This is a genomic window from Kribbella sp. NPDC026611, from assembly GCF_040638345.1.
Lineage (GTDB): Bacteria > Actinomycetota > Actinomycetes > Propionibacteriales > Kribbellaceae > Kribbella.
On the sequence record NZ_JBEZYC010000008.1, the window covers coordinates 25,649 to 47,935 of the forward strand.

At 70.0% G+C, this 22,287-nt stretch carries 22 protein-coding genes; 8 read left to right on the top strand and 14 right to left on the bottom strand.

Annotation, left to right across the window (positions count from 1 at the left end; genetic code table 11):
- Positions 1-9: 9 nt before the first annotated feature.
- On the bottom strand, positions 10-1,002 hold the full coding sequence (locus AB0E69_RS29475; protein WP_360153182.1) for a malate dehydrogenase: 993 nt from the start codon (positions 1,000-1,002) through the stop codon (positions 10-12).
- Between the two features lie 191 nt (positions 1,003-1,193).
- Between AB0E69_RS29475 and AB0E69_RS29480 the strand changes: the two genes are divergently transcribed.
- Positions 1,194-2,300 carry a glycerophosphodiester phosphodiesterase gene (locus tag AB0E69_RS29480; RefSeq protein WP_360153185.1) on the top strand — a complete coding sequence of 369 codons (1,107 nt, stop codon included), beginning with the start codon at positions 1,194-1,196 and terminating at the stop codon, positions 2,298-2,300.
- A gap of 18 nt (positions 2,301-2,318) precedes the next feature.
- Positions 2,319-3,125 carry a fused MFS/spermidine synthase gene (locus AB0E69_RS29485; protein WP_360153188.1) on the top strand — a complete coding sequence of 269 codons (807 nt, stop codon included), beginning with the start codon at positions 2,319-2,321 and terminating at the stop codon, positions 3,123-3,125.
- On the opposite strand, the gene AB0E69_RS29490 is transcribed toward AB0E69_RS29485, so the two are convergent.
- On the bottom strand, positions 3,088-3,618 hold the full coding sequence (locus AB0E69_RS29490) for a helix-turn-helix transcriptional regulator (RefSeq protein WP_360153191.1): 531 nt from the start codon (positions 3,616-3,618) through the stop codon (positions 3,088-3,090). The two genes, AB0E69_RS29485 and AB0E69_RS29490, sit on opposite strands and share 38 nt — an antisense overlap.
- A gap of 51 nt (positions 3,619-3,669) precedes the next feature.
- Between AB0E69_RS29490 and AB0E69_RS29495 the strand changes: the two genes are divergently transcribed.
- On the top strand, positions 3,670-4,518 hold the full coding sequence (locus AB0E69_RS29495; protein ID WP_360153194.1) for an MOSC N-terminal beta barrel domain-containing protein: 849 nt from the start codon (positions 3,670-3,672) through the stop codon (positions 4,516-4,518).
- A gap of 21 nt (positions 4,519-4,539) precedes the next feature.
- Positions 4,540-5,754 (top strand): M1 family metallopeptidase, encoded by a 1,215-nt coding sequence (locus tag AB0E69_RS29500; protein ID WP_360153197.1) that lies wholly within the window; start codon positions 4,540-4,542, stop codon positions 5,752-5,754.
- Here the strand turns inward: AB0E69_RS29500 and AB0E69_RS29505 are convergent.
- Positions 5,751-6,221, bottom strand: a complete 471-nt coding sequence (locus tag AB0E69_RS29505) for a lamin tail domain-containing protein (RefSeq protein WP_360153200.1) — start codon at positions 6,219-6,221, stop codon at positions 5,751-5,753. The genes AB0E69_RS29500 and AB0E69_RS29505 overlap by 4 nt on opposite strands.
- Before the next feature lie 103 nt (positions 6,222-6,324).
- Positions 6,325-7,077 (bottom strand): MBL fold metallo-hydrolase, encoded by a 753-nt coding sequence (locus AB0E69_RS29510; protein WP_360153203.1) that lies wholly within the window; start codon positions 7,075-7,077, stop codon positions 6,325-6,327.
- 92 nt (positions 7,078-7,169) lie between these two features.
- On the opposite strand from AB0E69_RS29510, the gene AB0E69_RS29515 reads away from it, so the two are divergent.
- Positions 7,170-8,123: a helix-turn-helix domain-containing protein gene (locus AB0E69_RS29515; protein WP_360153206.1), complete on the top strand. Its 954-nt coding sequence runs from the start codon at positions 7,170-7,172 to the stop codon at positions 8,121-8,123.
- Here AB0E69_RS29515 and AB0E69_RS29520 read toward each other — a convergent pair.
- The 6 genes from AB0E69_RS29520 to AB0E69_RS29545 all read right to left on the bottom strand — a co-directional run bounded on the left by AB0E69_RS29520 (position 8,099) and on the right by AB0E69_RS29545 (position 14,460).
- Positions 8,099-8,359: a hypothetical protein gene (locus AB0E69_RS29520; protein WP_360153209.1), complete on the bottom strand. Its 261-nt coding sequence runs from the start codon at positions 8,357-8,359 to the stop codon at positions 8,099-8,101. The genes AB0E69_RS29515 and AB0E69_RS29520 overlap by 25 nt on opposite strands.
- Positions 8,360-8,422: 63 nt before the next feature.
- Positions 8,423-10,282: a hypothetical protein gene (locus tag AB0E69_RS29525; protein WP_360153212.1), complete on the bottom strand. Its 1,860-nt coding sequence runs from the start codon at positions 10,280-10,282 to the stop codon at positions 8,423-8,425.
- 189 nt (positions 10,283-10,471) lie between these two features.
- Positions 10,472-11,452: a CAP domain-containing protein gene (locus AB0E69_RS29530; RefSeq protein ID WP_360153215.1), complete on the bottom strand. Its 981-nt coding sequence runs from the start codon at positions 11,450-11,452 to the stop codon at positions 10,472-10,474.
- Between the two features lie 188 nt (positions 11,453-11,640).
- Positions 11,641-12,453, bottom strand: coding sequence for a CAP domain-containing protein (locus tag AB0E69_RS29535; protein ID WP_360153218.1), 813 nt, complete (start codon positions 12,451-12,453; stop codon positions 11,641-11,643).
- A gap of 100 nt (positions 12,454-12,553) precedes the next feature.
- The gene (locus AB0E69_RS29540; RefSeq protein ID WP_360153221.1) at positions 12,554-13,216 is read right to left on the bottom strand and encodes a GNAT family N-acetyltransferase; all 663 of its coding nucleotides are present in this window, start codon (positions 13,214-13,216) and stop codon (positions 12,554-12,556) included.
- A gap of 122 nt (positions 13,217-13,338) precedes the next feature.
- Positions 13,339-14,460: a GNAT family N-acetyltransferase gene (locus tag AB0E69_RS29545; RefSeq protein ID WP_360153224.1), complete on the bottom strand. Its 1,122-nt coding sequence runs from the start codon at positions 14,458-14,460 to the stop codon at positions 13,339-13,341.
- 80 nt (positions 14,461-14,540) lie between these two features.
- Between AB0E69_RS29545 and AB0E69_RS29550 the strand changes: the two genes are divergently transcribed.
- Both AB0E69_RS29550 and AB0E69_RS29555 read left to right on the top strand, forming a co-directional pair.
- Complete coding sequence (locus AB0E69_RS29550) at positions 14,541-15,353, top strand: DeoR/GlpR family DNA-binding transcription regulator (protein ID WP_360153227.1); 813 nt, start codon at positions 14,541-14,543, stop codon at positions 15,351-15,353.
- Positions 15,350-16,579: an MFS transporter gene (locus tag AB0E69_RS29555; protein ID WP_360153230.1), complete on the top strand. Its 1,230-nt coding sequence runs from the start codon at positions 15,350-15,352 to the stop codon at positions 16,577-16,579. Before AB0E69_RS29550 ends, AB0E69_RS29555 begins: the two co-directional genes overlap by 4 nt.
- On the opposite strand, the gene galK is transcribed toward AB0E69_RS29555, so the two are convergent.
- Positions 16,530-17,663, bottom strand: a complete 1,134-nt coding sequence (gene galK / locus AB0E69_RS29560; RefSeq protein WP_360153233.1) for a galactokinase — start codon at positions 17,661-17,663, stop codon at positions 16,530-16,532. The two genes, AB0E69_RS29555 and galK, sit on opposite strands and share 50 nt — an antisense overlap.
- Positions 17,660-18,706 (bottom strand): galactose-1-phosphate uridylyltransferase, encoded by a 1,047-nt coding sequence (gene galT / locus AB0E69_RS29565; RefSeq protein ID WP_360153235.1) that lies wholly within the window; start codon positions 18,704-18,706, stop codon positions 17,660-17,662. Before galT ends, galK begins: the two co-directional genes overlap by 4 nt.
- Before the next feature lie 331 nt (positions 18,707-19,037).
- On the opposite strand from galT, the gene AB0E69_RS29570 reads away from it, so the two are divergent.
- Entirely contained in the window at positions 19,038-20,360 is a 1,323-nt protein-coding gene (locus tag AB0E69_RS29570) for a hemolysin family protein (RefSeq protein ID WP_360153237.1), read from the top strand.
- On the opposite strand, the gene AB0E69_RS29575 is transcribed toward AB0E69_RS29570, so the two are convergent.
- Positions 20,308-21,564, bottom strand: coding sequence for an MFS transporter (locus tag AB0E69_RS29575; RefSeq protein WP_360153240.1), 1,257 nt, complete (start codon positions 21,562-21,564; stop codon positions 20,308-20,310). The genes AB0E69_RS29570 and AB0E69_RS29575 overlap by 53 nt on opposite strands.
- Before the next feature lie 4 nt (positions 21,565-21,568).
- Positions 21,569-22,159: a helix-turn-helix domain-containing protein gene (locus AB0E69_RS29580; RefSeq protein ID WP_360153243.1), complete on the bottom strand. Its 591-nt coding sequence runs from the start codon at positions 22,157-22,159 to the stop codon at positions 21,569-21,571.
- Positions 22,160-22,287 lie beyond the last annotated feature (128 nt).

Here is a 22,287-nt window from a genome sequence, read left to right on the forward strand (position 1 = left end):
TCGCGCGAATCAGCTGATCAGGCCGAGGGACGTGACTGCGTCGCGTTCTTCGGCCAGTTCGGCGGTGCTGGCGTCGATGCGGGCGCGGGAGAAGTCGTTGATGTCCAGGCCCTGGACGATCTCCCAGTTGCCGTCCTTGGTGGTGACCGGGAAGGAGGAGATCAGGCCCTCGGGGACGCCGTACGAGCCGTCGGAGACGACGGCCATGGACAGCCAGTCGCCCTCGGGGGAGCCCTTCAGCCAGTCGCGGGTGTGGTCGATCGTGGCGGCGGCAGCGGAGGCGGCGGAGGAAGCGCCGCGGGCCTCGATGATGGCCGCGCCACGCTTCTGGACCGTCGGGATGAAGTCGTTCTCCAGCCAGTCCTGGTCGTTGACCGTCTCGGCCGCGTTCTTGCCGGCGACCTCCGCGTGGAAGATGTCGGGGTACTGCGTCGCGGAGTGGTTGCCCCAGATCGTCATCTTCTTCAGCTCGGTCACGTGCACCCCGGTCTTCTTCGCCAGCTGCGCCAGCGCCCGGTTGTGGTCGAGCCGCGTCAGCGCCGCGAACCGCTCGGCCGGGATGTCCGGGGCGTTGCTCCGCGCGATCAGCGCGTTCGTGTTTGCGGGGTTGCCGGTGACGCTGATCCGGATGTCGTCCGCGGCGTGGTCGTTCAGCGCCTTGCCCTGGACGGTGAAGATCGCGCCGTTCGCCTCGAGCAGGTCGCCGCGCTCCATCCCCTTGGTCCGCGGCCGCGCGCCCACCAGCAGCGCGACGTTGGCGCCGTCGAAGATCACGTTCGGGTCGTCGCCGATCTCCACGCCGGCGAGCGCCGGGAAGGCCGAGTCGTCGAGCTCCATCACGACACCCTCGAGCGCCTTCAGCGCCGGGGTGATCTCCAGCAGCCGCAGCTCGACCGGCGTGTCCGGGCCGAGCAGCGCGCCGCTCGCGATCCGGAACAACAGGCTGTAGCCGATCTGACCCGCGGCCCCGGTAACGGCCACCTTCACCGGTGTAGTGCTCACGACACGCTCCCAACTCATCCGATTGTGTGCTTCGGACGCTAGCAAGCCCGCACGTCAACCCCAACGCTGGGGGACCACCGATTACCTCACACTCCAATACATCATTCACCGATCGGCCACTCACCGTACGTCGGTCCGCTGCCGCGATCGCCGAAGGTTGCCCCAATTCCTGCCAGGTAAGGAGAATCCCCATGAACCGAACGGTGCTGCCTCGCCGATTCGTCCCGGTAGCGATCTCGGTGTTCGCCCTGGCCGCTTCGGTCCTGGTCCCATCGACCGTCCAGGCGGCCCATCACGACGACTTCGTCATCATCGGGCACCGGGGCGCGTCCGGCTACCGCCCCGAGCACACGCTGGCGTCGTACGAGCTGGCCGCCCGGATGGGCGCCGACTATGTCGAGCCCGACCTGGTCTCGACCAAGGACCACGTGCTGGTCGCGCGGCACGAGCCGGAGATCAGTGGTACGACGGACGTCGCGAGCCACCCCGAGTTCGGCAACCGCAAGAAGACCAAGCTGCTCGACGGCGTCGCCACCACCGGCTGGTTCACCGAGGACTTCACGCTGGCGGAGCTGAAGACGCTGCGCGCCAAGGAGCGGATCCCGGCGACCCGGCAGCACAACACGGTCTTCGACGGGCACTACCAGATCCCGACCTTCCAGGAGGTCATCGACCTGACCAGGCGCCTGTCCAAGGAGCTCGGGCGGCCGATCGGCATCTACCCGGAGACCAAGCACCCGACGTACTTCCGCCAGCAGGGCCTCCCGCTCGAGCCCGAGCTGATCAAGACCCTCGACCGCAACGGCCTGAACAGGAAGGGCGCGAAGGTCTTCGTCCAGTCCTTCGAGGTCGGCAACCTGAAGGCGCTGCACAAGCAGCTCCGGGTCCCGCTCGTGCAGCTCACCAGCTCGGTCGGAGCGCCGTACGACTTCGTGGCCGCCGGCGACAAGCGCACGTACGCCGACATCGTCAGCGCCAAGGGTCTGCGCGAGGTCGCGACGTACGCCGAGGGCCTCGGGCCGAGCAAGGACCAGGTGATCCCGCTGGACCCGGCCACCGGCAAGCTGGCGAAGCCGACCAGCCTGATCGCGGACGCGCACCGGGCCGGCCTGGTCGTGCACCCGTACACGTTCCGGGTCGAGAACACCTTCCTGCCGGCCGACTTCGACAGCTCGGCCAACCCGACCGACGCGGGCAACCTGTTCGGCGAGATCGCGGCGTACCGCGCGGCCGGTGTCGACGGGCTGTTCACCGACAACACCGACATCGCGGTGGCCGAGGAGAAGGAAGCGAAGTAGCCCTGGAAAGATAGGAGAGTGGAACGGCAGACCGCCTCCGGGCTGGCGAGTGTCGAGGCGCAGCACGACGGGACGTTCGTGCTGCGGATCGACGGGTCGCCGCAGTCGCAGGTCGATCTCGCCGACGCCACCAACCTGTCGTTCGAGTACATGCGCCGGATCGGCGACGTCGTGGACGCTCTCGCGCCACGGCGTCAGCCGGTCGCGGTCGCGCACGTCGGCGGGGCGGCGCTCAGCCTGCCGCGGTACGTCGCCGCGACCCGCCCGCGGTCGCGGCAGATCGTGCTCGAGCCGGACGAGGACCTGACCGAGTTCGTCCGCGAGGCGCTCCCGCTGCCGAAGCGCGCCGGGATCAAGGTCCGCCCGGTCACCGGCCGGGCCGGCATCGCCGAGCTGTACGACGACTCGATGGACCTCGTCATCCTGGACGCCTTCGAGCACGAGGCCGTCCCGGCGACCCTGGTCACCGCCGAGTTCTTCGCCGAGTGCGCGCGGGTGCTGCGGCCGACCGGGGTGCTGGTCGCTAATCTGATTGACGGGACGGCCGGGCTGCCGTTCATCCGCCGCTCGGCGGCTACTGTGCAGACGGTCGTCGGGCCAGGTGTGCTGCTCGCCGAGCGTCGCGTGCTGCGCGGCAAGGGCTTCGGCAACGTCATCCTGGTCGCGTCCCCGCAGCCGGTGCCGGACCTGGTCGATGCGGGTCGGCGGGCGCAACCGCCGTACGACGTGATGCCGCTGACCGAGTTCGCCGGGAAGTCGGCGCCCCTCACCGACGCCGAAGGCTTCATCACCCCGCAGGCACCACCGGCCGTCTTCCGGAGCTGATTCGCTCGATTGCCTGGGCGACAGCGGTTCGTTCTGCGGTTGTCGCACCGACCGACTGCACCAGCTGGTCGAGGCGGTCTCGTCTCGGGAGCCGCGTGCCTTGGAGCCAGGCCTGGATGGTGGCTCGCGGGATACCTGTGAGCTGCTCCAGCGTCCGCAGCGAATGTGGTCGGGTCAGGGTCATCAGGGCATGACCCAGATCTGTAGTGCATTCGGTGCGTTCCAGGAGGCCTATGACGTCCTCGGGGCCCCGGCTTGCTTGCTCCCAGCGGCGGCGCCATACCGGGAGGAGGTCGGTGGGTACGCCGCAGCCGGTGAGGAACGCGGCAACCACGTCCCAGGACGGCAGGTGCTTGCCAGTGGTCGCGCGGATGAGGTGGGCGTGGGAGTAGTGGGCCCGCTCGGCCAGCCGGCGGTAGCTGAGGCCGGCGTGGCGGCGTACCCGGTGGAGCGCGGCGGCGAAATCCTCGGCATCCTGCACGTGATCGAACATAATCCAACATCATCCAACAAATCAAGGGAACCTCTTCGGTAGGATGGGGCAATGTCGATCGCGAAGGTTGCCGCCCTGGCCTACTACCCGGTCAAGGGTCTGGCGGGGATCCCCGTCGAGTCCGCAGAGGTCGGGCCGACCGGCCTGCTGAACGATCGCGCGTTCATGCTCGTCGAGCCCGACGGCACCTTCCTCAGCCAGCGCAGCCTGCCGGCGATGGCGACGCTCCGCGCCGAGCCGTACGGCGACCTGCTCCGGTTCTCCGGCCCCGACGCGCCGGAGCTCGAGGTTGAGGTGCGGTACGACGGGAAGCGCCGGGACGTCAGCCTGTTCAACAAGTGGTTCGGCCAGGGCGTCGAGCAGGACCCGGCCGCCTCCGAGTGGTTCACCGCCCGGCTGGGCAAGCCGGCCGCGCTCGTCCGCGTGACGCCCGAGCACGAGCGGCCCGGCTGGGGCAAGTACGAAGGGTTCACCGGCTTCGGCGACGCGCACGCGCTGATGATCACGTCGCTCGCGTCGCTCGACGGCCTGAACGAGCGGATCGTCGAGCGCGGTGGCGACGCGATCCCGATGAACCGGTTCCGGCCGAACCTGGTGATCTCCGGCTGGTCCGCGCCGCACACCGAGGACCGGATGGTCCGGATGTCGGCCGGCGCGGTCGAGATCGGCTATTCGGCCAAGGGGATCCGCTGCGCGGTGCCGACCGTGGACCAGGCGACCGGCGCGAAGTCCGGCCCCGAGCCGACCCGGACGCTGGCGTCGTACCGGCGGGAGCCGGAGTACGGCGGTGGCGTCAGCTTCGGGATCAAGGCCGCCGTGCTGGCGGGCGGCAGTATTCACGTGGGCGATGAGATCTTGGTACACGAATGGAGCCCGGAAGGGACAGACCCGGCCCGCTGACCGGCACTAGCGTGAGGCCTCGTGCACCTGGTCCTCTCGTTGCTGCTGGCATCTTCTTCGGTGCTGCCGGCAACTGTGGAGCGGTCGCCCGCCTACCAGGCCGAGCTGACCAGCAACGCAGCCGGTACGACGTGGTCCGGTAGGGAGACCGTTGCCTTCACCAACACGTCGGCGACGCCGTTGCCGGAGGTGTATCTGCGGTTGTGGGGCAATGCGCACGGCTGCTCGGCGGTCAAGGTTCCCGGCACGACGTCGGACTGTACGGTGGCGAAGGTTGCGCTGCCGGAGCCGTTGACGCCGGGGAAGCGGACCTCGATCAGCTTCGACGTCACCCTGACCGCACCCTATCGCGAGGACAGGTTCGGGCGGTCGGGAGCGTTCAGCTTCTTCGGGAACGCGCTGCCGGTGCTCGCGGTCCACGACGGCGCCGGCTGGCACCTCGATCCGGATGTGGGGATCGGTGAGAGCTTCTACACGGTCGCGGCGAACTTCGCCGTCCGGCTGAAACATCCGGCCGGTCTCGCCGTACCGTCGACCGGGATCACGACCGACGGGCTCACGATCGCCAAGCAGGTCAGGGATTTCGCCTGGGCCGCCGGTCCGTTCCGGAGCACGGAGTCGACGTCGCCACACGGTGTGAAGATCCGGACGTGGGCAACGCCAACGGTCAACGTGGCAGGGATCGCCCAGGAAGCGGCGGCCGCGGTCGACGACTTCAGTAGGCGGTTCGGTGCCTATCCGTACGGCGAGCTCGACCTGGTGGTGAACGATCGCTGGACGAGTTTCAGCGGGATGGAGTACCCGGGCTTCGTGCTGCTGATCGCGCCGGAGAGTCCGGTCGTGCACGAGGTCGCGCACCAGTGGTGGTACGGGATCGTCGGCAACAACGAGTACGCCGACCCGTGGCTGGACGAGGCGTTCGCGACGTACGCGAGCGACCTGCACGACGGTGACCACCGGCCGGGCTGCTGGCCGGGTTCGTTGCCGACCGCAATCACTCGGGACATGGGCTACTGGGGTGCCCATCAGACGTCGTACGGCGTCTACGTCTACACCTACGGGTCGTGCGCGCTGCACGACCTGGAGCGGGTGATCGGCGGTCCGGCGATGGCGCGGATGCTGGCGGCCTACGCGAAGGCCCATTGGTACGGGGTGTCCACCCCAGCCGATTTCCGGGCCGCCGCGCAGGCCGCCGGCGCACCGGCGTCGTTCTGGGCGTCACACGCGCTCAGTTAGCAACCGACGCGGTACCGGCCCGTGACCGCCTTGTAGGTGCAGGTGTCGAAGGTCTTGCCGGCCGGGGTCTGGAAGTAGGCGGTGTCGCCGGTGTTGTTCCAGACGTACCAGCTCTGGTTCCAGTACAGCGTCAGCGCGCGGTTGCGGTTCTTGCCAGTGCGGACGATCACCGTCGTCCGGCCGGGCAGCACGTAGCCCCGCGGGAAGACGAAGACATGCTTGGCCACGTCCGAGACCCGGAAGCCGGACAGGTTGATCGGCCGCGAGCTGATGTTCCGGACCGTGAAGAACTCGTTGTTGATCTGCGCGTTGGTCCGGGTGTCGGTCCCCGGCGGGTCGTACTGGATGCCGCTCAGCACGACGGTGATGGCCGCCGACGCATCGAGCGGTGCGAGTACCGCGGCGGAGGCCATCACCACGGTGGCCGTGGCGGCGGAAAAGAGCGTGCGGAAGCGTCGTACAGACACAGAAATCCCCTTCGGCAGTGGGCCGAATCCCCCCGGCCCGCGAGCGCCGGTTCCCCCCGGCGCTCGCAGACGCTACTCGTCACGCTCCGTGCTCGTCAAGGGCTCAACCAACGGGTGTCGCGACACCATGTTCGAGCAGCGTGACGCGGTCGGCCAGGCCGGCCTCCCGGAAGGCCGCGACGAACTGGTCGGGTCCTTCGGTGAAGTGCTTCCATCCCTCGGTGTGTACCGGGACGACTGTGCTCGCCTGCAGCAGTTGGGCGGCCTGGGCTGCGTCGGTGGACGTCAGCGTCAGGTTCGCGCCGTTCATCAGCGGGGTCCGCGCCGCGCCCGCGAACAGGATCGCCACGTCGACCGGGCCGAACCGGTCCGCAATCTCCTTGACCAGGCCAAGTGACGCGTTGTCGCCACTCACGTAGACGGTCGGCAGCCCCTCGCCCTGCAGGACGAATCCCGTCACCACACCGAGGACGTCCTCGGCGCCTTCCGGGCCGTGCAGAGCGGGTACGGCGGTCACGGTGACGGTACCGTCTGCGAGCCCGACCGACTCCCAGGTGGCGAGGCCGCGCACGCCGGGGATGCGCTCGGCCGCGCCCGGGGTCGAGAGAACGGTTGGGATCGACGGCAGGAGTGCCCGGCCCGACTCGTCGAGGTTGTCCTTGTGCTGGTCGTGGGAGAGCAGGACCACGTCGACCGGGCCGAGGTCGGCGGCCGGCAGCGCCGGGCCGATCAGCTTGGTCATCACCCGTCCGGGCAGCTGGTAGTCGCGGGGCTCGTCGAAGGCCGGGTCGGTGAGGAACGTCAGCCCGCCGAGGCTGAAGAAGGCGGTCGGGCCGCCGATGTGCGTGATCTTCATGCCACGATCCTGCTGGCCGGCGGATCGCCATACCACTGGCCCGGGAGCCATGGTTGCCGAAGATCGGGCCAGACTGGGTCCATACTGTCTCCATGCGCACCGTTGCCGTCTTCGCCTTCGACGGGATGAGCCCGTTCCACCTGTCCGTGCCCTGCCTGGTCCTCGGCGACCGGTGCGGTACGCCGACGCGGTACGACGTCCTGGTCTGCGCCGAGGAGCCGGGACCGCTGCGGACCAACGCCGGCTTCGGGATCACCGTCGAGCACGGGCTCGAGGTGATGGACCGCGCCGACGTGGTCGTGCTGCCGAGCTGGGAGCCGCGGCGCGAACCGTCCGCCGTACTGCTCGCCGCGATCCGGCGGGCGCACGCGCGGGGCGCGGTCGTGGTCGGGCTGTGCATCGGGTCGTTCCTGGTCGCGGCGAGCGGGATCGCCGACGGGCGCGAGGTGGTGACGCACTGGCGCTGGGCCGACGTACTGCAGGAGCGGTATCCCGCGTTGACCGTGCGGGCCGATGTGCTGTGGACGGATCTCGGCGACGTGATCACCTCGGCCGGTACCGCGTCCTCGCTGGACTGCTGCCTGCACCTGGTGCGGACGCAGTACGGCGTGGAGGCGGCGGAGAAGGTTGCCCGGGACATCGTCGTCGCGCCGCACCGGAGCGGATCTCAGGCGCAGTACATCCCGGTCCCGGTACCACCGGACCCGGCCGACGACGTGATCGAGAAGGCGATGGTGTGGGCGCGGTCGCGGCTCGACCAGCCGGTGTCGCTCGACGAGTGGTCGGCGGCGGTGGCGATGTCGCGGCGCTCGTTCACTAGGCAGTTCCGGGCGCGCACCGGGAGCTCGGGGCAGGCGTGGTTGCTGCGGCAACGGCTCGACCGGGCGCGATTGTTGCTGGAGACGACGGACTACCCGGTCGATCGGGTGGCCGCGGAGAGCGGGTTCGGGAGCGGGGACGCGTTGCGGCACCACTTCAACGCGCTCCTCGGTACGACGCCGCAGCGGCACCGGCAGGAGTTCTACAGCAGCGCGAACAAGGTGTAGATAGCGGGCGCGGCGAACGTGATCAGCAGGATCCAGGCGATCATCCGGTGACCGGGCTTGCCGCGGTCGAGGTTCGAGGCGAAGTACAGCACCGCGCCTTCCTCGGTGTGCCGGCTGAGACCCATCCGCCTCGCCTCGTCCGGCCGCGGATCGGGCCGCTCCTCCCCGAGCGCGTCCGGATGGATCCCGAAGTGCGCCGGCCCCGCCCGGTCCACGTCATCGCGCTCGGAAAACATCCAGCCTCCCGCAGGTTGGTGGACCACGCCTCACCCCATGGTCGCACCAACCACGAAAAGCTCCTACGAGAAATCCGCCACCCAGGCGACGCGGGTCGGGGTCGCACCGAGGCACAAGCCCAGCACCGGCGACTTGCAGTACTGGTGCGTCTTCCGCCCGACACCGAGCGTGGTGAGGCCGCAGTTCAGGACCGTGCTCCGGCTCTGGGCCATGATCTGGTCGTACGCCTGCTGCGCGCTCCAGTCGTCGCCACCGGCGGTGGACTTCGAGGAGCCGGTGCTGTTGGTCGAACCCGACCTTGCGCGGTTGAGGGCGTCCGAGCGGGCGCTGCCGGTCAGGTTCGGGTCCTGCTCGAGCGGTGCGCAGCCGTTCTGCCGGCGGACGTTGTCGAGCATGTCGAACAACTGGGACTCGTCACCGTTCATCCCACCGTCCCGCGCCGGCGGCGGGGGAGGTGGTGGGACCGTCGTCGTCTTCGTCTGGGTGGGGACCGGGGGGTGGGTGGTCTGTGTCTGGGTGGTGCTGGGGATGTTCGTCGCGCCGGTGGAGGTCGGCGCCTCGGTGGGAGCGGTGGTCGGGGCGTCCGTCGACGTACGCTCGGTCGGCGTGGTCGTCGGTGTCGTGGTCGGGCTGGCCGAGTTCGTCGGTGTGTGGGTCGGGGTGGCCGTCGGCGGCACGGTCGGCGTCGTGGTCACCCGCGACGACGGCGGCGCGATCACCGGCTTCGTCGTCGGCGTGATGTACGTGTCGTCGGTCCGCGTCACCAGCGGCTCCGAAGCATCCGCGTCGTCGTTCTGCGGCTGGTGCAGCAGAATCCACGAAATCGGCGAAACCACCACGAGCACCGAAGCGATAGCAATCACCGCCCGCTTGCTCTTCCCCTTCCCCGCCGCCCGAGCCCCACGCCCACGCCCACCCGGCCCACGCCCGGCAGGCCCACCAGGCCCAGTACCCGCACCCGACCCGAGCCCGCCCGACCCGAGCCCGCCCGACCCGAGCCCGCCCGACCCGAGCCCGCCCGACCCGAGTCCACTCGTGCCGTGCCCGTCGAAGCCGAGCCCACCCGAGGCGAGTCCGCTGGAGCTGTGCCCGCCGGAGGCTGCTGCCGTGGAACCCAGGCCGGTTGCTCCAGTCCCGGTGGTGCCGCCGGTGATGCTGCCGGTGGTGCCCACGCCGGTCGTGGTGCCGGTGGCACCCAGCGTGGTCCGGCCGGCTGCGCCGGGCGCGTCAGGTGGTGTCGCGCCCCTGGCGGTCGCGTCTGGGGTGGGGTTGGTTGTGCCGCGGCCGGCTAGGCCGCCTGCGGTTGCGAGGCCGCTGGCGGCTGCTTCGCTTGCACTGCGGTACTGGGTCCGCGGCTCGTTCTCGCCGGCGCTCGCATTCGTCCGGCCGGCAGGGGTCTGCTGCGTCGGGGCCAGGGACGCCCAGTCGTCCGCGACGGAGCGCCGCGGCTCGGGGGACTGGCGAGCCGACCAAGTGCCGGCGGTTTCGCCCAACCCAGCAGGGGCAGGCGGCTCCGACGTACGGCGAGCTCGCCGTGGAGCAGGTGCGGGCTCCGGGTCCGTGCCGGCGATGGACTGCGCCACCCACGACGGCCCACCGGTCCGCGGCCGCGGCGCCAGGCCCTGCGGTTCCTCGGGAGCCGCGTAGCTCGGCAGCGCACCGCGTGGTGCGTACTGCGGGGTCGCCGGCCGCGACTGGGCGTCCGCCCAGAACGGCGACTTGTTGGCCTCACCAGCAGACTGAGCCGTGGCCCAGAACGGTGACTCGTCGCTGGTGCGTGGTGCGTAGCGCGGTGGTTCGGGTGGTGCGGGCGGGTTCGGTTCCGCGGGCGGAGTGGACCGGTTACCGGTCCGCGACGAGCGGCCTGCCGCTCGAGTCGCCTTCCGGCGCGGTTTGGACCGGCCGTTTCCGGACTCGGACATTATTTCGTTGTTCCTCTCACTGTCTCGCCCCCAGGACGTACCCGCCGCGACCGACCGGGAACCGGCCGGACATTGTGGGCCGCAGACAACATCCCGGCCGCACTCGGTGTGTTCGACACAATGACAATTTCTGGACAGCCCCGGCCTGTGGGCCGGGCGCTTCGACGGTTTCGCACCACGAGGCCCCGCTCAGCTTCGGCCGAAGTCCTGGACCCAGCTGCCCGGTCCCCAGTCCGACCTGACCTGGCCCGGGTCGTACCCGATGCCGATCACGGTGAACCTGCAGTTGAGCATGTTCTTCCGGTGGCCGTCGCTCTGCATCCAGGCTGCGACCACCCGCTGCGCCGAGTCGTAGCCGGCCGCGATGTTCTCGCCCCAGCTCGACCCGTGGTACCCGGCATCCGCCATTCGGTCGCCCGGGTCCTCACCGTCGGGGTTGGTGTGATCCATGTAGTGCCGCCGGACCATGTCCGACGCGTGTCGCCCGGCTGCGTCGACCAGTGCGCTGTTGAGCTTGAGCGGCCGGCAGCCGTTCTGCTCGCGGTACTGGTTCGTCAGGTCCAGCACCTCGCGCTCCTGCGGGCTGGTGCCGCCACCGCTCGGCGGCGGTGCGGACGTGGTGTGGGTCGGCGTCGGGTCGGTGGTCCGCGGCGTGGTCGTCGTGGTCCGGGTCGTCGACGGCTTCGGCCGGCCCGGCCGGCCCTGCGTGGTCCGCGTCGACGTCGGCTTGACCGTGATGGTGGTGACACCAACGGTCGGAGCGGTCGACGTGGTCAGCAGGTCCGTCGGCGTGGTGCTCGGCGTACCGCTCGGAGTCGTGGCCGGGGTGTCCGACGGCTTGGCCGAGGTCGTCGACGGCGTCGCGGCCGAGCCGGCGGCGGGCGGGCCGACGACCGCCGTCGTCACCTTCCCGTTCGCCAGCGTCTTGGTGACGGTGATGCTCGGCGCGGCTGCCTTGCCGGTACCGGAGTCGTTGCGGGTGTCCTCGGAAACGTTCAGCACCTTGGTGGCGTCGTTGACCGTGGAGTGGTCGCGGGACATCAGCCAGACCACCGGTCCGATCGCGAGCAGCACCGACAGCGCGCTGACCACCGGGCCGACCAGGCCACGGCGCCGTCGGGGCGCTCGTCTACTACCGCGGTGCCGCCGGGGGGTAGGCGAATCCGTCATGGGTGGGCGAATCCTCTTCTTTTGTTCGTGCCGGGTCGTCGTTCCCCGTCGTTCCAGCCAGGTCGCCCCTGGTAACCGACGTGTGACCATAACCGATGGCACAGGTCACCGTTACAGATTCGAGGTGGCTCTTAACGATTCCCGAAGGTTGGTCCGGCAACGACTTACCTGAGCGGGTACGACACCGCTCAGCCGCCGAAGTCCTGGACCCAGCTTCCGTTGCCCCACTCGGGCTTCACCTGCCCGCTGTCATAGCCGATACCGATCATCGTGTAGCTGCAGTTCAGCATGTTCGCGCGGTGCCCCGGGCTGTTCATCCAGCCGTCGACGACGGCCGCCGCACTCGAGTAACCGACGGCAATGTTCTCGGCCATCGCGCCGCCGCTGAACCCGGCCGCCTTCATCCGGTCGAACGGGCTGCGGCCGTCCAGACTGTCGTGCGCGAAGTAGTGCTGGTCGACCATGTCCGCGGCGTGCGCCTCGGCCGCCTTGGTCAGCGAGCTGATGGTCCGCAGCGGTCCACAGCCCGCCTTCGAACGCTCCTGGTTGGTCAGAGCAAGCACCTGCGACTCGGCCGGACCGGAACTGCCACCCGGCTTGGTGGTCCTGGTCGGCGTCGGAGTCGCGGTGTGGCTGGGCTTCGGCGTTGGCTTCCGGGTCTTGGTCGGCTGCGGCGTCCGCGTGCTGTCCCGGCTCGGCGCCGTCGTCGACCGGGTCGGTGTCGGCGTCGGGGTCTTCGTCGTACGAGTCGGCGTCGGCGTCGTACGGCGAGGTGTGGACGACGGACTCGTCGGACGGACCGGGGTGACCGAGGGCGTGCTCGAGGCATCGTCCCCGGCCGGCTGGACCGAGGTGATCGGAGTCTCCTGACTCGTCACCTTCTTGCCGCCGGTCTGGTGCACGACGAACCACCCGATGCCCACCAGCAGGACCAGGGCCGACAGCGATGCGAGGAGTGGGCCGGCCACACCACTGCCCAGTGACCGTTTGTGGTTCGTCATGGTGTGCAGCCTTGCCCAGGGGAACGATTGCCGACTCCTGGCCAAGGCCGCCCTTCACGAACCTTTGACTATCGCAGCCGTTTCAAACGACTGCCAGTGGTCACCGCCAGCGCGCGATGACGATGTCCGCGACGACCTTCCAGCCGAGGCTGCGGTACAGCCGCAGGCCGTCGATCGACGCGATCAGGATGCCGCGTTTGGCACCTTGTGCCGCGGCTGCCTCGACCAGCGAGGCCATCACCGCACTGCCGAGCCCGCGCCGGCGGTGCGCCGGGTCGGTCTCGATCCGGTCCGCGACCGCGTCCTCGCCGACGACGGCCATCCGGCCACTCGACACCACGCCGCCGTGGATGGTGGCGCGGGTGATGATCAGGTCGTCCTCGAGCTCGGTGTGCAACGCGTACCGCTCGTGCAGCTTCAGCGCCGGCTGCTCCGACAGCTGGATCGTCATCAGCCAGTCCTGGTCCTGCTGGACCTCGAGGCCGAGATCCTCGAGCTGCTCGATCCGGGCTTCCTTGTCGTCGGTGGCCAGGGTGATCCAGCCCGAGCCCCGGCCGCCGCCGTCGGCCGCGGCCAGCCGGGCCGCGCGTTCGACCCGTTCCGGTTTGTCGTCGGCATCCAGGACGACGTACTCCGTGGCGCGGTTCTCCTCACCCGCGCGGACGACCAGGATGCCCTCGTTGTCGTCCTCCACAGTGGTCCAGCCCCGCGAGACGGACCACCCGGCCTGCCAGCGGCGGACGAGTTCCTCACGATCTCTCACCTGTCGATTCAAGCAGCCCGGCCGGAAGACGGCGAGGGGAACCGGTGTCGCTTGACACCAACCCGCCGTAAATACCTGCCTTCAGCCCGTCACCACCCTGCCGCCGGGTGCGGACAAACCACTCAAATGTCAGTGGCCAGCAGGTCGTAGATCCGGAGGTTGTCGTAGTTGCCGTCGCGGCGCGGGCTGGCCGCCCGCTCGGTGCCGACCAGTGTGAAGCCGTTGGCCTCGGCAACGTGGGCCGATGCCGTGTTGCCCTCGGCAGCCATCAGCACCAGCCGCCGACGGCCCAGACCGCCTTCGTCGATGGGCTTGAACGCGTGGGCGATCACCAGCCCGACGGCCGTGGTCATCACCTTGCGGCCGCGCGCCGCCGGGTGCATCCAGTACCCGATCTCGCCGACGGTGCGATCGATCCGGTGCTGCAGGTCGAAGATGCTGACATTGCCGAGCAGCTCGTCGGTCACCGGGTCGACGGCCGCCCACGCGACCGCGTCACCGCTTGCCTGCGCGTGCTTCCGGCTCCTGATGAACCCTTCGGCATCGGTCAACTGGTACGGCGCCGGCATACCGCTCAGCCAGTACTGCGTCCGCTCGTCGCTGCACGCCTCCTGCACCCGCTGCGCATCCGAGTCCCGTAACTCCCGCAACCGGATCCCGCCACCCTCGAGCTCCGGCACCGTCCACCAGTGCCCCTGCGGCTCGAGCTCGTCGTCCCGCCCGACGGTCGCAACCCACTCGTCCTTCCGCACCCCACGAGCCAGCCCACCACCCGGCACCGTCACCAACCCCCGGAACCCAGCCTTCCAGGCAACTCGACGAGACGCGTAGTTGCCCACGAACGCGCGCCAGATCACCCGGTCCCATCCCAGCCGGTCGAACGCGTACCGCAGGACCAGTCGGAGCGCCCGCGTCATCACGCCGCGTCCGCGGACCTCCGGCGACACCGAGAACCCGACTTCGCCGACACCGCCCTGGCCGTCGCGCAGGTCGACGGTCCCGGCGTACTTCCCGTCGACCTCGATCGCCCAGGCGTACTGGGTGTCGTTGCGCCACCCGTCGGGAATCTGCACGGTCAGGTAGTCGACGGCGTGCTCGCGAAGGTAGGGCAGCGGAATCGTGGTCCACTCCGCCATCGCCGGGTCCTGGCAGCCCGCGTAGGCGAGATCGATGTCGGCCGGGCGGTGGGCACGCAGCGTGACGTCGGCATCGGTCAGGACCGGGACGTCTTCGGGGAAGCGCATGCTCCAGGGTGCCGCGCGCCGACCACGGTGAGCAACGCCATTTCCCTGACAGCGACGGCTTTCGAGACTAGGCTGACCCCGTGAACGCAGCCGGAGCAGAGCCGCCGCGTGGCCGGGGTGGGCAACTGGCCGCACAACGCCAGGCCACGATCGTTGCCGAGGTCAACAGTCGGGGCGCGATCACGGTGGCCGAGCTGGTCGACCGGTTCGGCGTGTCGGACATGACGATCCGGCGCGACCTGGACGCGCTGGACTCCAGTGGCTTGCTGCACAAGGTGCACGGCGGCGCGACCTCGGTCGGCCTGCGCAGCGCGCACGAGCCCGGGTTCGACGCCAAGCTGACGCAGGAGTCCGCGGCCAAGCAGGCAATCGCCGCCGAGGCCGCCACCCGGGTGCAGCCGGACAGCGCGATCGGCATCGGCGCCGGTACGACGACGTACGCCCTGGCCCGTCAGCTGCTCCGGGTCGAGAACCTGACCGTCGTCACCAACAGCGCCCGGATCGCCGACGTGTTCCACGGCAACGGCCGCTCGGACCGCACGGTCGTCCTGATCGGCGGCATCCGGACCCCGTCCGACGCGCTCGTCGGCCCGATCGCGACCGCGGCGCTCGCCTCGCTGCACCTGGACCTGCTGTTCCTCGGTGCGCACGGCGTCGACGCCGAGCACGGTCTCAGCACGCCGAACCTGATGGAGGCCGAGACGAACCGGTCGTTCATCGCCGCGAGCCGTGAGGTGGTCGTGGTCGCGGACCACACCAAGTGGGGCACCGTCGGCCTGAGCACGTTCGCCACCTGGGCCGATCTCGACGTGATCGTGACCGACAACGGCCTCTCCAGCGCAGCCCGCAAGGCGATGCGGGACACCGGGTGTGAGCTAGTCATCGCTTCGTGAAGCTGGGCAGGCCGTTCCTGGTCATCCTGACCGCAGGCGTCGTCTCGTACCTCGGCGACGGCATCACGTTCGGCGCGATCCCGCTGCTCGCCGCGTCGATGACGCACGACGCGCGGATCGTGTCGCTCAGCGAGGCCCTCAGCATGGGCGGCTGGCTGCTGCTCGGCCTGGTGTCCGGCGTGATGGTCGACCGCTGGCGGCGTACGTCGACGATGTGGATCGTGGACGCGATCCGTGCCGTCGTGGCCGGAGCATTCGCCGCGGCGGTCCTGCTCGGGCACCAGAGCATCCCGCTGCTGCTGATCACCGGCTTCCTGCTCGGCATGCTCGCGCCGTTCTTCGACAACGCTTCGTCGGTGGTCGTCCCCACCCTCGTCCCGCCGGCCGGGCTGGAACGCGCCAACGGCTACAACCAAGCCGCGTTGCTGCTGCTGGCGAACCTGATCGGCCCACCGGTCGGCGCCCTGCTGTTCGTGGTCCACCATGGCCTGCCGATCCTCATCGACGCCCTCTCCTTCGCCGTGGCGTCCGCGCTGGTGTTCGCCGTACGGCGTGCCGAGCCGACCCGTCCGGCGGTCGCGGAACGCCACCTCGGCCGGGAGTTGCGCGAAGGCCTGGTGTACCTCTGGCGGAACACGCTCCTGCGGTCGCTGTGCCTGATGCTGCTCGTCGCGAACGCTGTCGGCTCGGGCATCGTCGCGATCCTGGTCCTCTACGTGCTCGAGGTGCTGCGCCTGCCGGAGGCGTGGTTCGGCTGGCTGGTCGCGATCTATGCCGTCGGCGGGGCGGCCGGCGCCGCGCTGGCGCCCGCCGCGGCCCGGCGGTTCTCGATGGAGGTCAACCTGATCGTGTCGATGCTGCTGCTCGGCGGCGCGGTCCTGGTGTTCGGGATCGCCGGCGGCCTCGCGGTCATCATCCCGGCCGCGGTGGTGATGGGCTGGGGCGGCGCGTGGTGGAACGTCGTGACCATCTCGCTGCGGCAGCGGATCGTCCCGCCGGAGCTCCTCGGCCGCGTCACCTCGGTCTACCGGATGGTCGCGATCGGCGCTGCCCCGATCGGCGCGGTCGGTGCCGGGTTCCTGGCCCACCGCACCGGACTGCAGACGCCGTACCTGGTGATGGGCATCGTCCAGGTGGTCGCAACGCTCGCGTTCGTCCCGCTCGTCCGGCGCGAGCTCAGGAGATCCGCGACGCTCCTGCCGACGGTGTCGCGGCCAGAGCGCTAGGCGCCGTGAAGCCGTTGTCCGCAAAGGCTTTCTCGATCGCGGCCAGCACCGAGTCGGCCGCGGCCGCCTCGACCAGCGCGATGATGCAGCCGCCGAAGCCGCCGCCGGTCATCCGGGCGCCGAGGGCACCCGCCTCGAGTGCCGCGTCGACCGCGACGTCGAGCTCGGGCACGGTGACCTCGAAGTCGTCGCGGAGGGACACGTGTGACGCGGTGAAGAGCGGCCCGACGTCGCGCAACCGGCCGGCGCGCATCAACGCGATCGCGTCCTCGGTACGGCGGATCTCGGTCACCACGTGCCGGACGCGGCGCCGGTCGACCTCGTCGTCGAGGCGTGCGAGCGCGGCGTCGAGTTCGTTGTACCCGATCGAGCGCAGGGCCGGGACACCGAGCGCGGCCGCGGCCTGCTCACAGCTCTTCCGGCGCGCGGCGTACTCGCCGTCGGCGTGCCGGTGCGGTGCCTTCACGTCCACCACCAGCAGCCGCAGACCGTCGGCCTCGGGGTCGAACGGGATCTGCTCGAGCGAGCCCGAGCGGATGTCGAAGGCCAGCGCGTGACCGGCCGTGCAGCACATCGACGCGGTCTGGTCCATCAGGCCGACCGGTGCACCGACGTACTGGTTCTCGGCGCGCTGGGCGAGCCGGGCGACCTCGGCCGGGTCGACCTCGGCGTTGACCAGGCCGAGCAGCGCGGTCGCGGTCGCGCAGAGCAGGGCCGCGGACGACGACAGACCCGCGCCCGAGGGCAGGGTGGACTCGAAACGCAGGTTCGCGCCGCCTATCGGGTAGCCGGTCTCGCGCAGGATCCAGGCTGCGCCGGCCGGATATGCCGCCCAGTCGCCGACCGAATGCGGTGCGAGCTCGTCGAGCGCGAACTCGGTCACCCCGGCGTGCCCCCCGGAGGCGACCGCGATCCGGGCGTCGGTACGCCGGGACGCTGTCACCACGATCTGATTCGGCAGGGCGATCGGCAGGACGACGCCGTCGTTGTAGTCGGTGTGCTCACCGATCAGGTTGACCCGTCCGGGCGCGCGCCAGCTGCCGTCCGGCGCCGTCCCGAACACTGCTTCGAAAGAGGAGCTCACGAACCGACCTTCCGCAACGTCTCGGCCACGTCCTCCGGCCGGGTGTCGCTGATGAACGCGTTCATCCCCGACTCCGAGCCGGCCAGGTACTTGATCTTGTCCTTGGCCCGGCGGATCGACAACACCTCCAGGTGCAGGTACCCGAGCTCGCGGTCCACCCGGACCGGCGCCTGGTGCCAGGCGGCGATGTAGGGCAGCGGGTCGCCGTACAGGCCGTCGAGGCGGCTGAGCACGTCCAGGTAGAGCTCGGCGAAGTCGTCCCGCTCGCCGACCGACAGCTCGTCGATACCGGCCACCTGGCGGTGCGGGTACAGGTGCACCTCGACCGGCCAGCGCGCGGCCTCGGGCACGAACGCGGTCCAGTTGCCGTTCTCGGCGATCACCCGGGTGCCCTCCTTCCGCTCCGCGGCCAGGACATCGGCAAACAGGTTGCTACCGGCAACCTCCTGGTGCTCGCGGGCGCGGGCGAGCAGCGTCTTCATCCGCGGCGGCACGTACGGGTAGGCGTAGATCTGGCCGTGCGGATGGCTCAGCGTGACGCCGATCTCGCGGCCGCGGTTCTCGAACGGGAAGACGAACTCGACGTCGTCGCGGGCGCTCAGGTCGGCGGTCCGGTCGGCCCAGGTGTCCACCACCAGCCGGGCCTGGCCCTGGGAGAGGTCGGTGAACGAGCGGTTGTGGTCGCTGGTGAAGCAGACCACCTCGGTCCGGCCGGGGCCGGCGAAGGACGGGAACCGGTTCTCGAAGACGACCACGTTGTAGTCGTGGTCCGGGATCTCGGTCGGCCGGCCCGGCTTGCTGGCGTCCAGCGGGCACTCGTCGGCCGGCGGCAGGTAGGTCCGGGTGTTGCGGTGGGTGGCGTAGGTGATGACGTCGCCGGTGAGCGGGTCGGTCCGCAGCTCCACCTGAGGCTCCGGCGCGGGCAGGCCACGGGTGTCCTCGAGCGGCACGCGCACCGGCGCGTCGGCCGGGTCGTAGTAGATCAGGTCGCGCCCGTCCGACAGTTTGGTGTCGGTACGCCGCACGCCGCGGGGTGTGTTCATCGGGTCAACCCTCCCAGCCGTACGACGCGTCCGGCCAGGAATCATCGTAAACCAACAAGTTCGAACATGCACGGTGGCACCGCCCGCGGGTAGCATTCCAAAATGGACGACCACGCCCAACGCCCGCCCTCTCGACATTCCACGAGAGGGCTGAGTGTCCCGCAGGCGGTATGACTCGACGCTACCGGCGCCCAGGCACGCACCTCGGCGCACTTGGCCAGCGCCCACGATGCTCCGCATCGAGGCCACTGCCCAAGCACACCGATGCACGCACCTGGACACCGCTATCGTTCGAGGCATACCGCCTGCGGGACACTAGGACCCACCACCCATGAACGACACCCTGCTCAACATCGTCCTGATTCTGGTCTTCGTGCTGATCGGTGGGGTCTTCGCCGCAGCTGAGATGGCGCTCGTCTCGCTCCGGGAGTCCCAGCTCAAGTCGCTGTCGCACCGCGGTCGGCGCGGCGAGACGGTGGCCCGGGTGGCCGCCAACCCGAACCGCTTCCTGTCCGCCGTGCAGATCGGCGTGACCCTGATGGGCTTCCTGTCTGCCGCCTTCGGTGGCGCGACGCTGGCCGACAGCCTGTCCCCACACCTGCAGAACCTCGGCCTGCCCGAGTCGGTGGCCGACACCGCCGCGCTGGTGCTGATCACGATCCTGATCTCCTACGTCTCCATCGTGATCGGTGAGCTCGCGGCCAAGCGGCTCGCGCTGCAGCGGGCCGAGACCTTCGCGCTCGGCCTGGCCCCGCTGGTGGACAAGCTCGCCTCGGGCGCCCGTCCGGTGATCTGGCTGCTCTCGCGGTCGACCGACCTGGTGGTGCGGGCACTCGGCGGCGATCCGAACGCGAACCGCGAGGTGATGACCGACGAGGAGCTCCGCGACCTGGTCTCGGCGCACGAGTCGCTCGGCGAGGAAGAGCGCAAGATCGTCGACGACGTCTTCGAGGCCGGCAGCCGGCAGCTCCGCGAGGTGATGCTGCCGCGCACCGAGGTGGACTTCATCGACGCCGAAATGCCGGCGTACAAGGCGGTCAAGTTCGCCGCCGAGCGGCCGCACTCGCGGTACCCGGTGATGAATGGCTCGGCCGACCACATCGCCGGCTTCGTGCACGTCCGGGACCTGTTCGACCCGGCGGTCGCGTCCCGCGCGGTCCGGGTCGGCGACCTGGCCCGCGAGGTGCTGATGCTGCCGGACACCGCGAAGCTGCTGCCGACGCTGACCGAGATGCGCCGCCGCAGCACCCACCTCGCGATCGTCCTGGACGAGTACGGCGGCACCGCCGGCATCGTCACGCTCGAGGACCTGGTCGAGGAGCTGATCGGCGACATCAAGGACGAGTACGACGAAGAGGCCGCCGAGACCACCCGGCTGGGCAGCGGCGACATCGAGGTCGACGGCCTGCTCAACCTGGACGACTTCGCCGACGAGACCACGATCGAGCTGCCGGACGGCCCGTACGAGACGGTCGGCGGGTTCCTCGCCGCGCGGCTCGGCAAGGTGCCGACGACCGGCGACGAGGTGCGGATCGAGGGTCACACGCTGACCGTCACCGAGATGGACGGCCGCCGGGTCGCGCGGGCCCGCCTGCACCGGATCAAGCCGGCAGGGGACTCGCCTGTGGAGGAGTCAGTACCTTCCGTCGAGTGAAGACGACCGCCCCACCGACGACGTACCCAAGGCCCTGGAAGACCAGCACCGGGATGATGCCGACGGCGTCGCCGAGGAAACCGGCCGCGGCGATCCCGAGCAGTACGGCGAGGCTCTCGGCCGCACCGACCGCGCCGAAGATCCGCCCGCGGGTGCCGTCGGTGGTGAGCCGCTGGAAGACCGTCATCATGCCGGCGACGGCGAGCGCGCCGGGCAGCCCGACCACGATCATGCAGACGAACGCGGGGATCAGGCTGTCCGAGATCAGCGGGTAGCAGAACAGCGCGAGGTCGACGAGCCCGAAGACGAACGCGCCGATGCCCCACATCGTTGCGGACGGCAACCGGGAGCCGATCGCGGCAGCGACCAGGCCGCCGATGATCCCGCCGATCGCCTGCGAGGAGACGATCAGGCCGTACGCCTTGCCGTCACCGCCGAGCACCGCGCTGACGAACGGCGCGAACAGCGTGCTCATGATCCCTTCGCCGACCCCGGTCACCAGGCAGAACACGAAGAACAGCCGCATCGCCGGACCGGCCACGCACAGCCGCAGGCCCTCGGTCCACTCGGCCTTCAGCCGTTTGATCGCGCCACCCGCGGTCTGCTCCTCGACCTCCGGACGCACGTGCCGGTGCTTCATCCCAAGGATCAGCACGACCGCGATCAGGAAGGTCGCCGCATCCGCGAGCGCGAGCAGCGTGAGGCCGCCGGCCGCGGCGAGGATGCCGCCGAGCGCGGCGCCGATCAGCCGGGAGAGGTCGCGGATCTGGCTGTTCAGCGCGTTCGCCGTGACCAGTTGGCCGGAGTCGACGAGGACCGGGACCAGCGACTGCTCGGCCGGGCTGAAGAACTGCTGGAGACAGGCCTGCGCGAGGACCACGCCGTACACGATCCAGATCGTGCTCCTGCCGTGCACCGCGAGCAGCGGCAGCAGGACGAGCGCGTTGAGCAGGTTCGTCACGATCATCGTGGTCCGGCGGTCCCAGCGGTCGACGAAGACGCCGGCCAGTGAGCCGAGCAGGACTGGTGGGAGGAACGAGGCGAGCAGCAGACCGCCGGAGGCGAGCGTGGAGCCGGTCAGGATGTACACCTGGAACGCGAGCCCGGTCCGCAGCAGCCAGTCGCCGATCAGCGAGATCAGGCCCGCGCTGAGCATCAGCCGGTAGTCGCGCTGCCGGACGAGGACGCCCCACAGGTCCTTCATCTCTTCACTCCTCCGGTGCGATCGTGACGATCTGGGTGACGGACACGTACCGGCTGCCCGGCGGCCGGGTGGACTTGTCGTCGATCGGCCGCTCGTCGACGTACCGCTGCATCAGGTTCTCGATCTGGGTGACGAGCTCGGCGAGCTCCTCGCCGGTCAGGTAGAACCCGGTCTGCCCGATACCGGCGTGGTCGAACCAGATCGGGTCCTCGGACACCCGCTGCTGCTGCCACCGGCTGAGCGAGTCGAGCGCCCGCTCAGCCAGCAGCTGCTCGAGTACGTCGGCCGCCGCCGCGCCCTCCGGCGTCGTCGCCGCGTCCCGCCAGGACTGCGACGTCGACACCAGCCGCCACGGCCGCTCCCGGTTGTCCTTCCCCGGCGCCGGCTCGACGAAGTCGTACTTCGCGAGCTGTCGCAGGTGGTGCGACGCCAGCGCCTGACTGATCCCGAGCCGGCGGGCCGCGTCGGCCGCGGTCATCGGCCCTTCCCGCCCGAGCAACGACTGCAGGTCCAGCCGCACCGGATGCGCCATCGCCCGGATGGCCAGCGGATCGTTCAGCAGCCGGGACCGGCGCGGATCCTTTTCCAAAGACATGCTTGGAATATGCGCCGCGCCGAATGAGATGTCAAGCCGTTGCTTGGAATGTTCGGCCGCGCAGCCAAAAACGGCGAAATGTCGAGTGTCGCGGGACGTGTCCGACGTCCGCTGCGAAGATCCCACCG

Coding starts and splice junctions, on each gene's coding strand:
- galT (WP_360153235.1), bottom strand. CDS start 18,706: ATGAACACACCCCGCGGCGTGCGGCGTACCGACACCAAACTGTCGGAC.
- AB0E69_RS29530 (WP_360153215.1), bottom strand. CDS start 11,452: ATGACGGATTCGCCTACCCCCCGGCGGCACCGCGGTAGTAGACGAGCG.
- AB0E69_RS29545 (WP_360153224.1), bottom strand. CDS start 14,460: ATGCGCTTCCCCGAAGACGTCCCGGTCCTGACCGATGCCGACGTCACG.
- AB0E69_RS29520 (WP_360153209.1), bottom strand. CDS start 8,359: ATGTTTTCCGAGCGCGATGACGTGGACCGGGCGGGGCCGGCGCACTTC.
- AB0E69_RS29495 (WP_360153194.1), top strand. CDS start 3,670: ATGTCGATCGCGAAGGTTGCCGCCCTGGCCTACTACCCGGTCAAGGGT.
- AB0E69_RS29580 (WP_360153243.1), bottom strand. CDS start 22,159: ATGTCTTTGGAAAAGGATCCGCGCCGGTCCCGGCTGCTGAACGATCCG.
- AB0E69_RS29535 (WP_360153218.1), bottom strand. CDS start 12,453: ATGACGAACCACAAACGGTCACTGGGCAGTGGTGTGGCCGGCCCACTC.
- AB0E69_RS29490 (WP_360153191.1), bottom strand. CDS start 3,618: ATGTTCGATCACGTGCAGGATGCCGAGGATTTCGCCGCCGCGCTCCAC.
- AB0E69_RS29480 (WP_360153185.1), top strand. CDS start 1,194: ATGAACCGAACGGTGCTGCCTCGCCGATTCGTCCCGGTAGCGATCTCG.
- AB0E69_RS29525 (WP_360153212.1), bottom strand. CDS start 10,282: ATGTCCGAGTCCGGAAACGGCCGGTCCAAACCGCGCCGGAAGGCGACT.
- AB0E69_RS29575 (WP_360153240.1), bottom strand. CDS start 21,564: ATGAAGGACCTGTGGGGCGTCCTCGTCCGGCAGCGCGACTACCGGCTG.
- AB0E69_RS29515 (WP_360153206.1), top strand. CDS start 7,170: ATGCGCACCGTTGCCGTCTTCGCCTTCGACGGGATGAGCCCGTTCCAC.
- AB0E69_RS29510 (WP_360153203.1), bottom strand. CDS start 7,077: ATGAAGATCACGCACATCGGCGGCCCGACCGCCTTCTTCAGCCTCGGC.
- AB0E69_RS29570 (WP_360153237.1), top strand. CDS start 19,038: ATGAACGACACCCTGCTCAACATCGTCCTGATTCTGGTCTTCGTGCTG.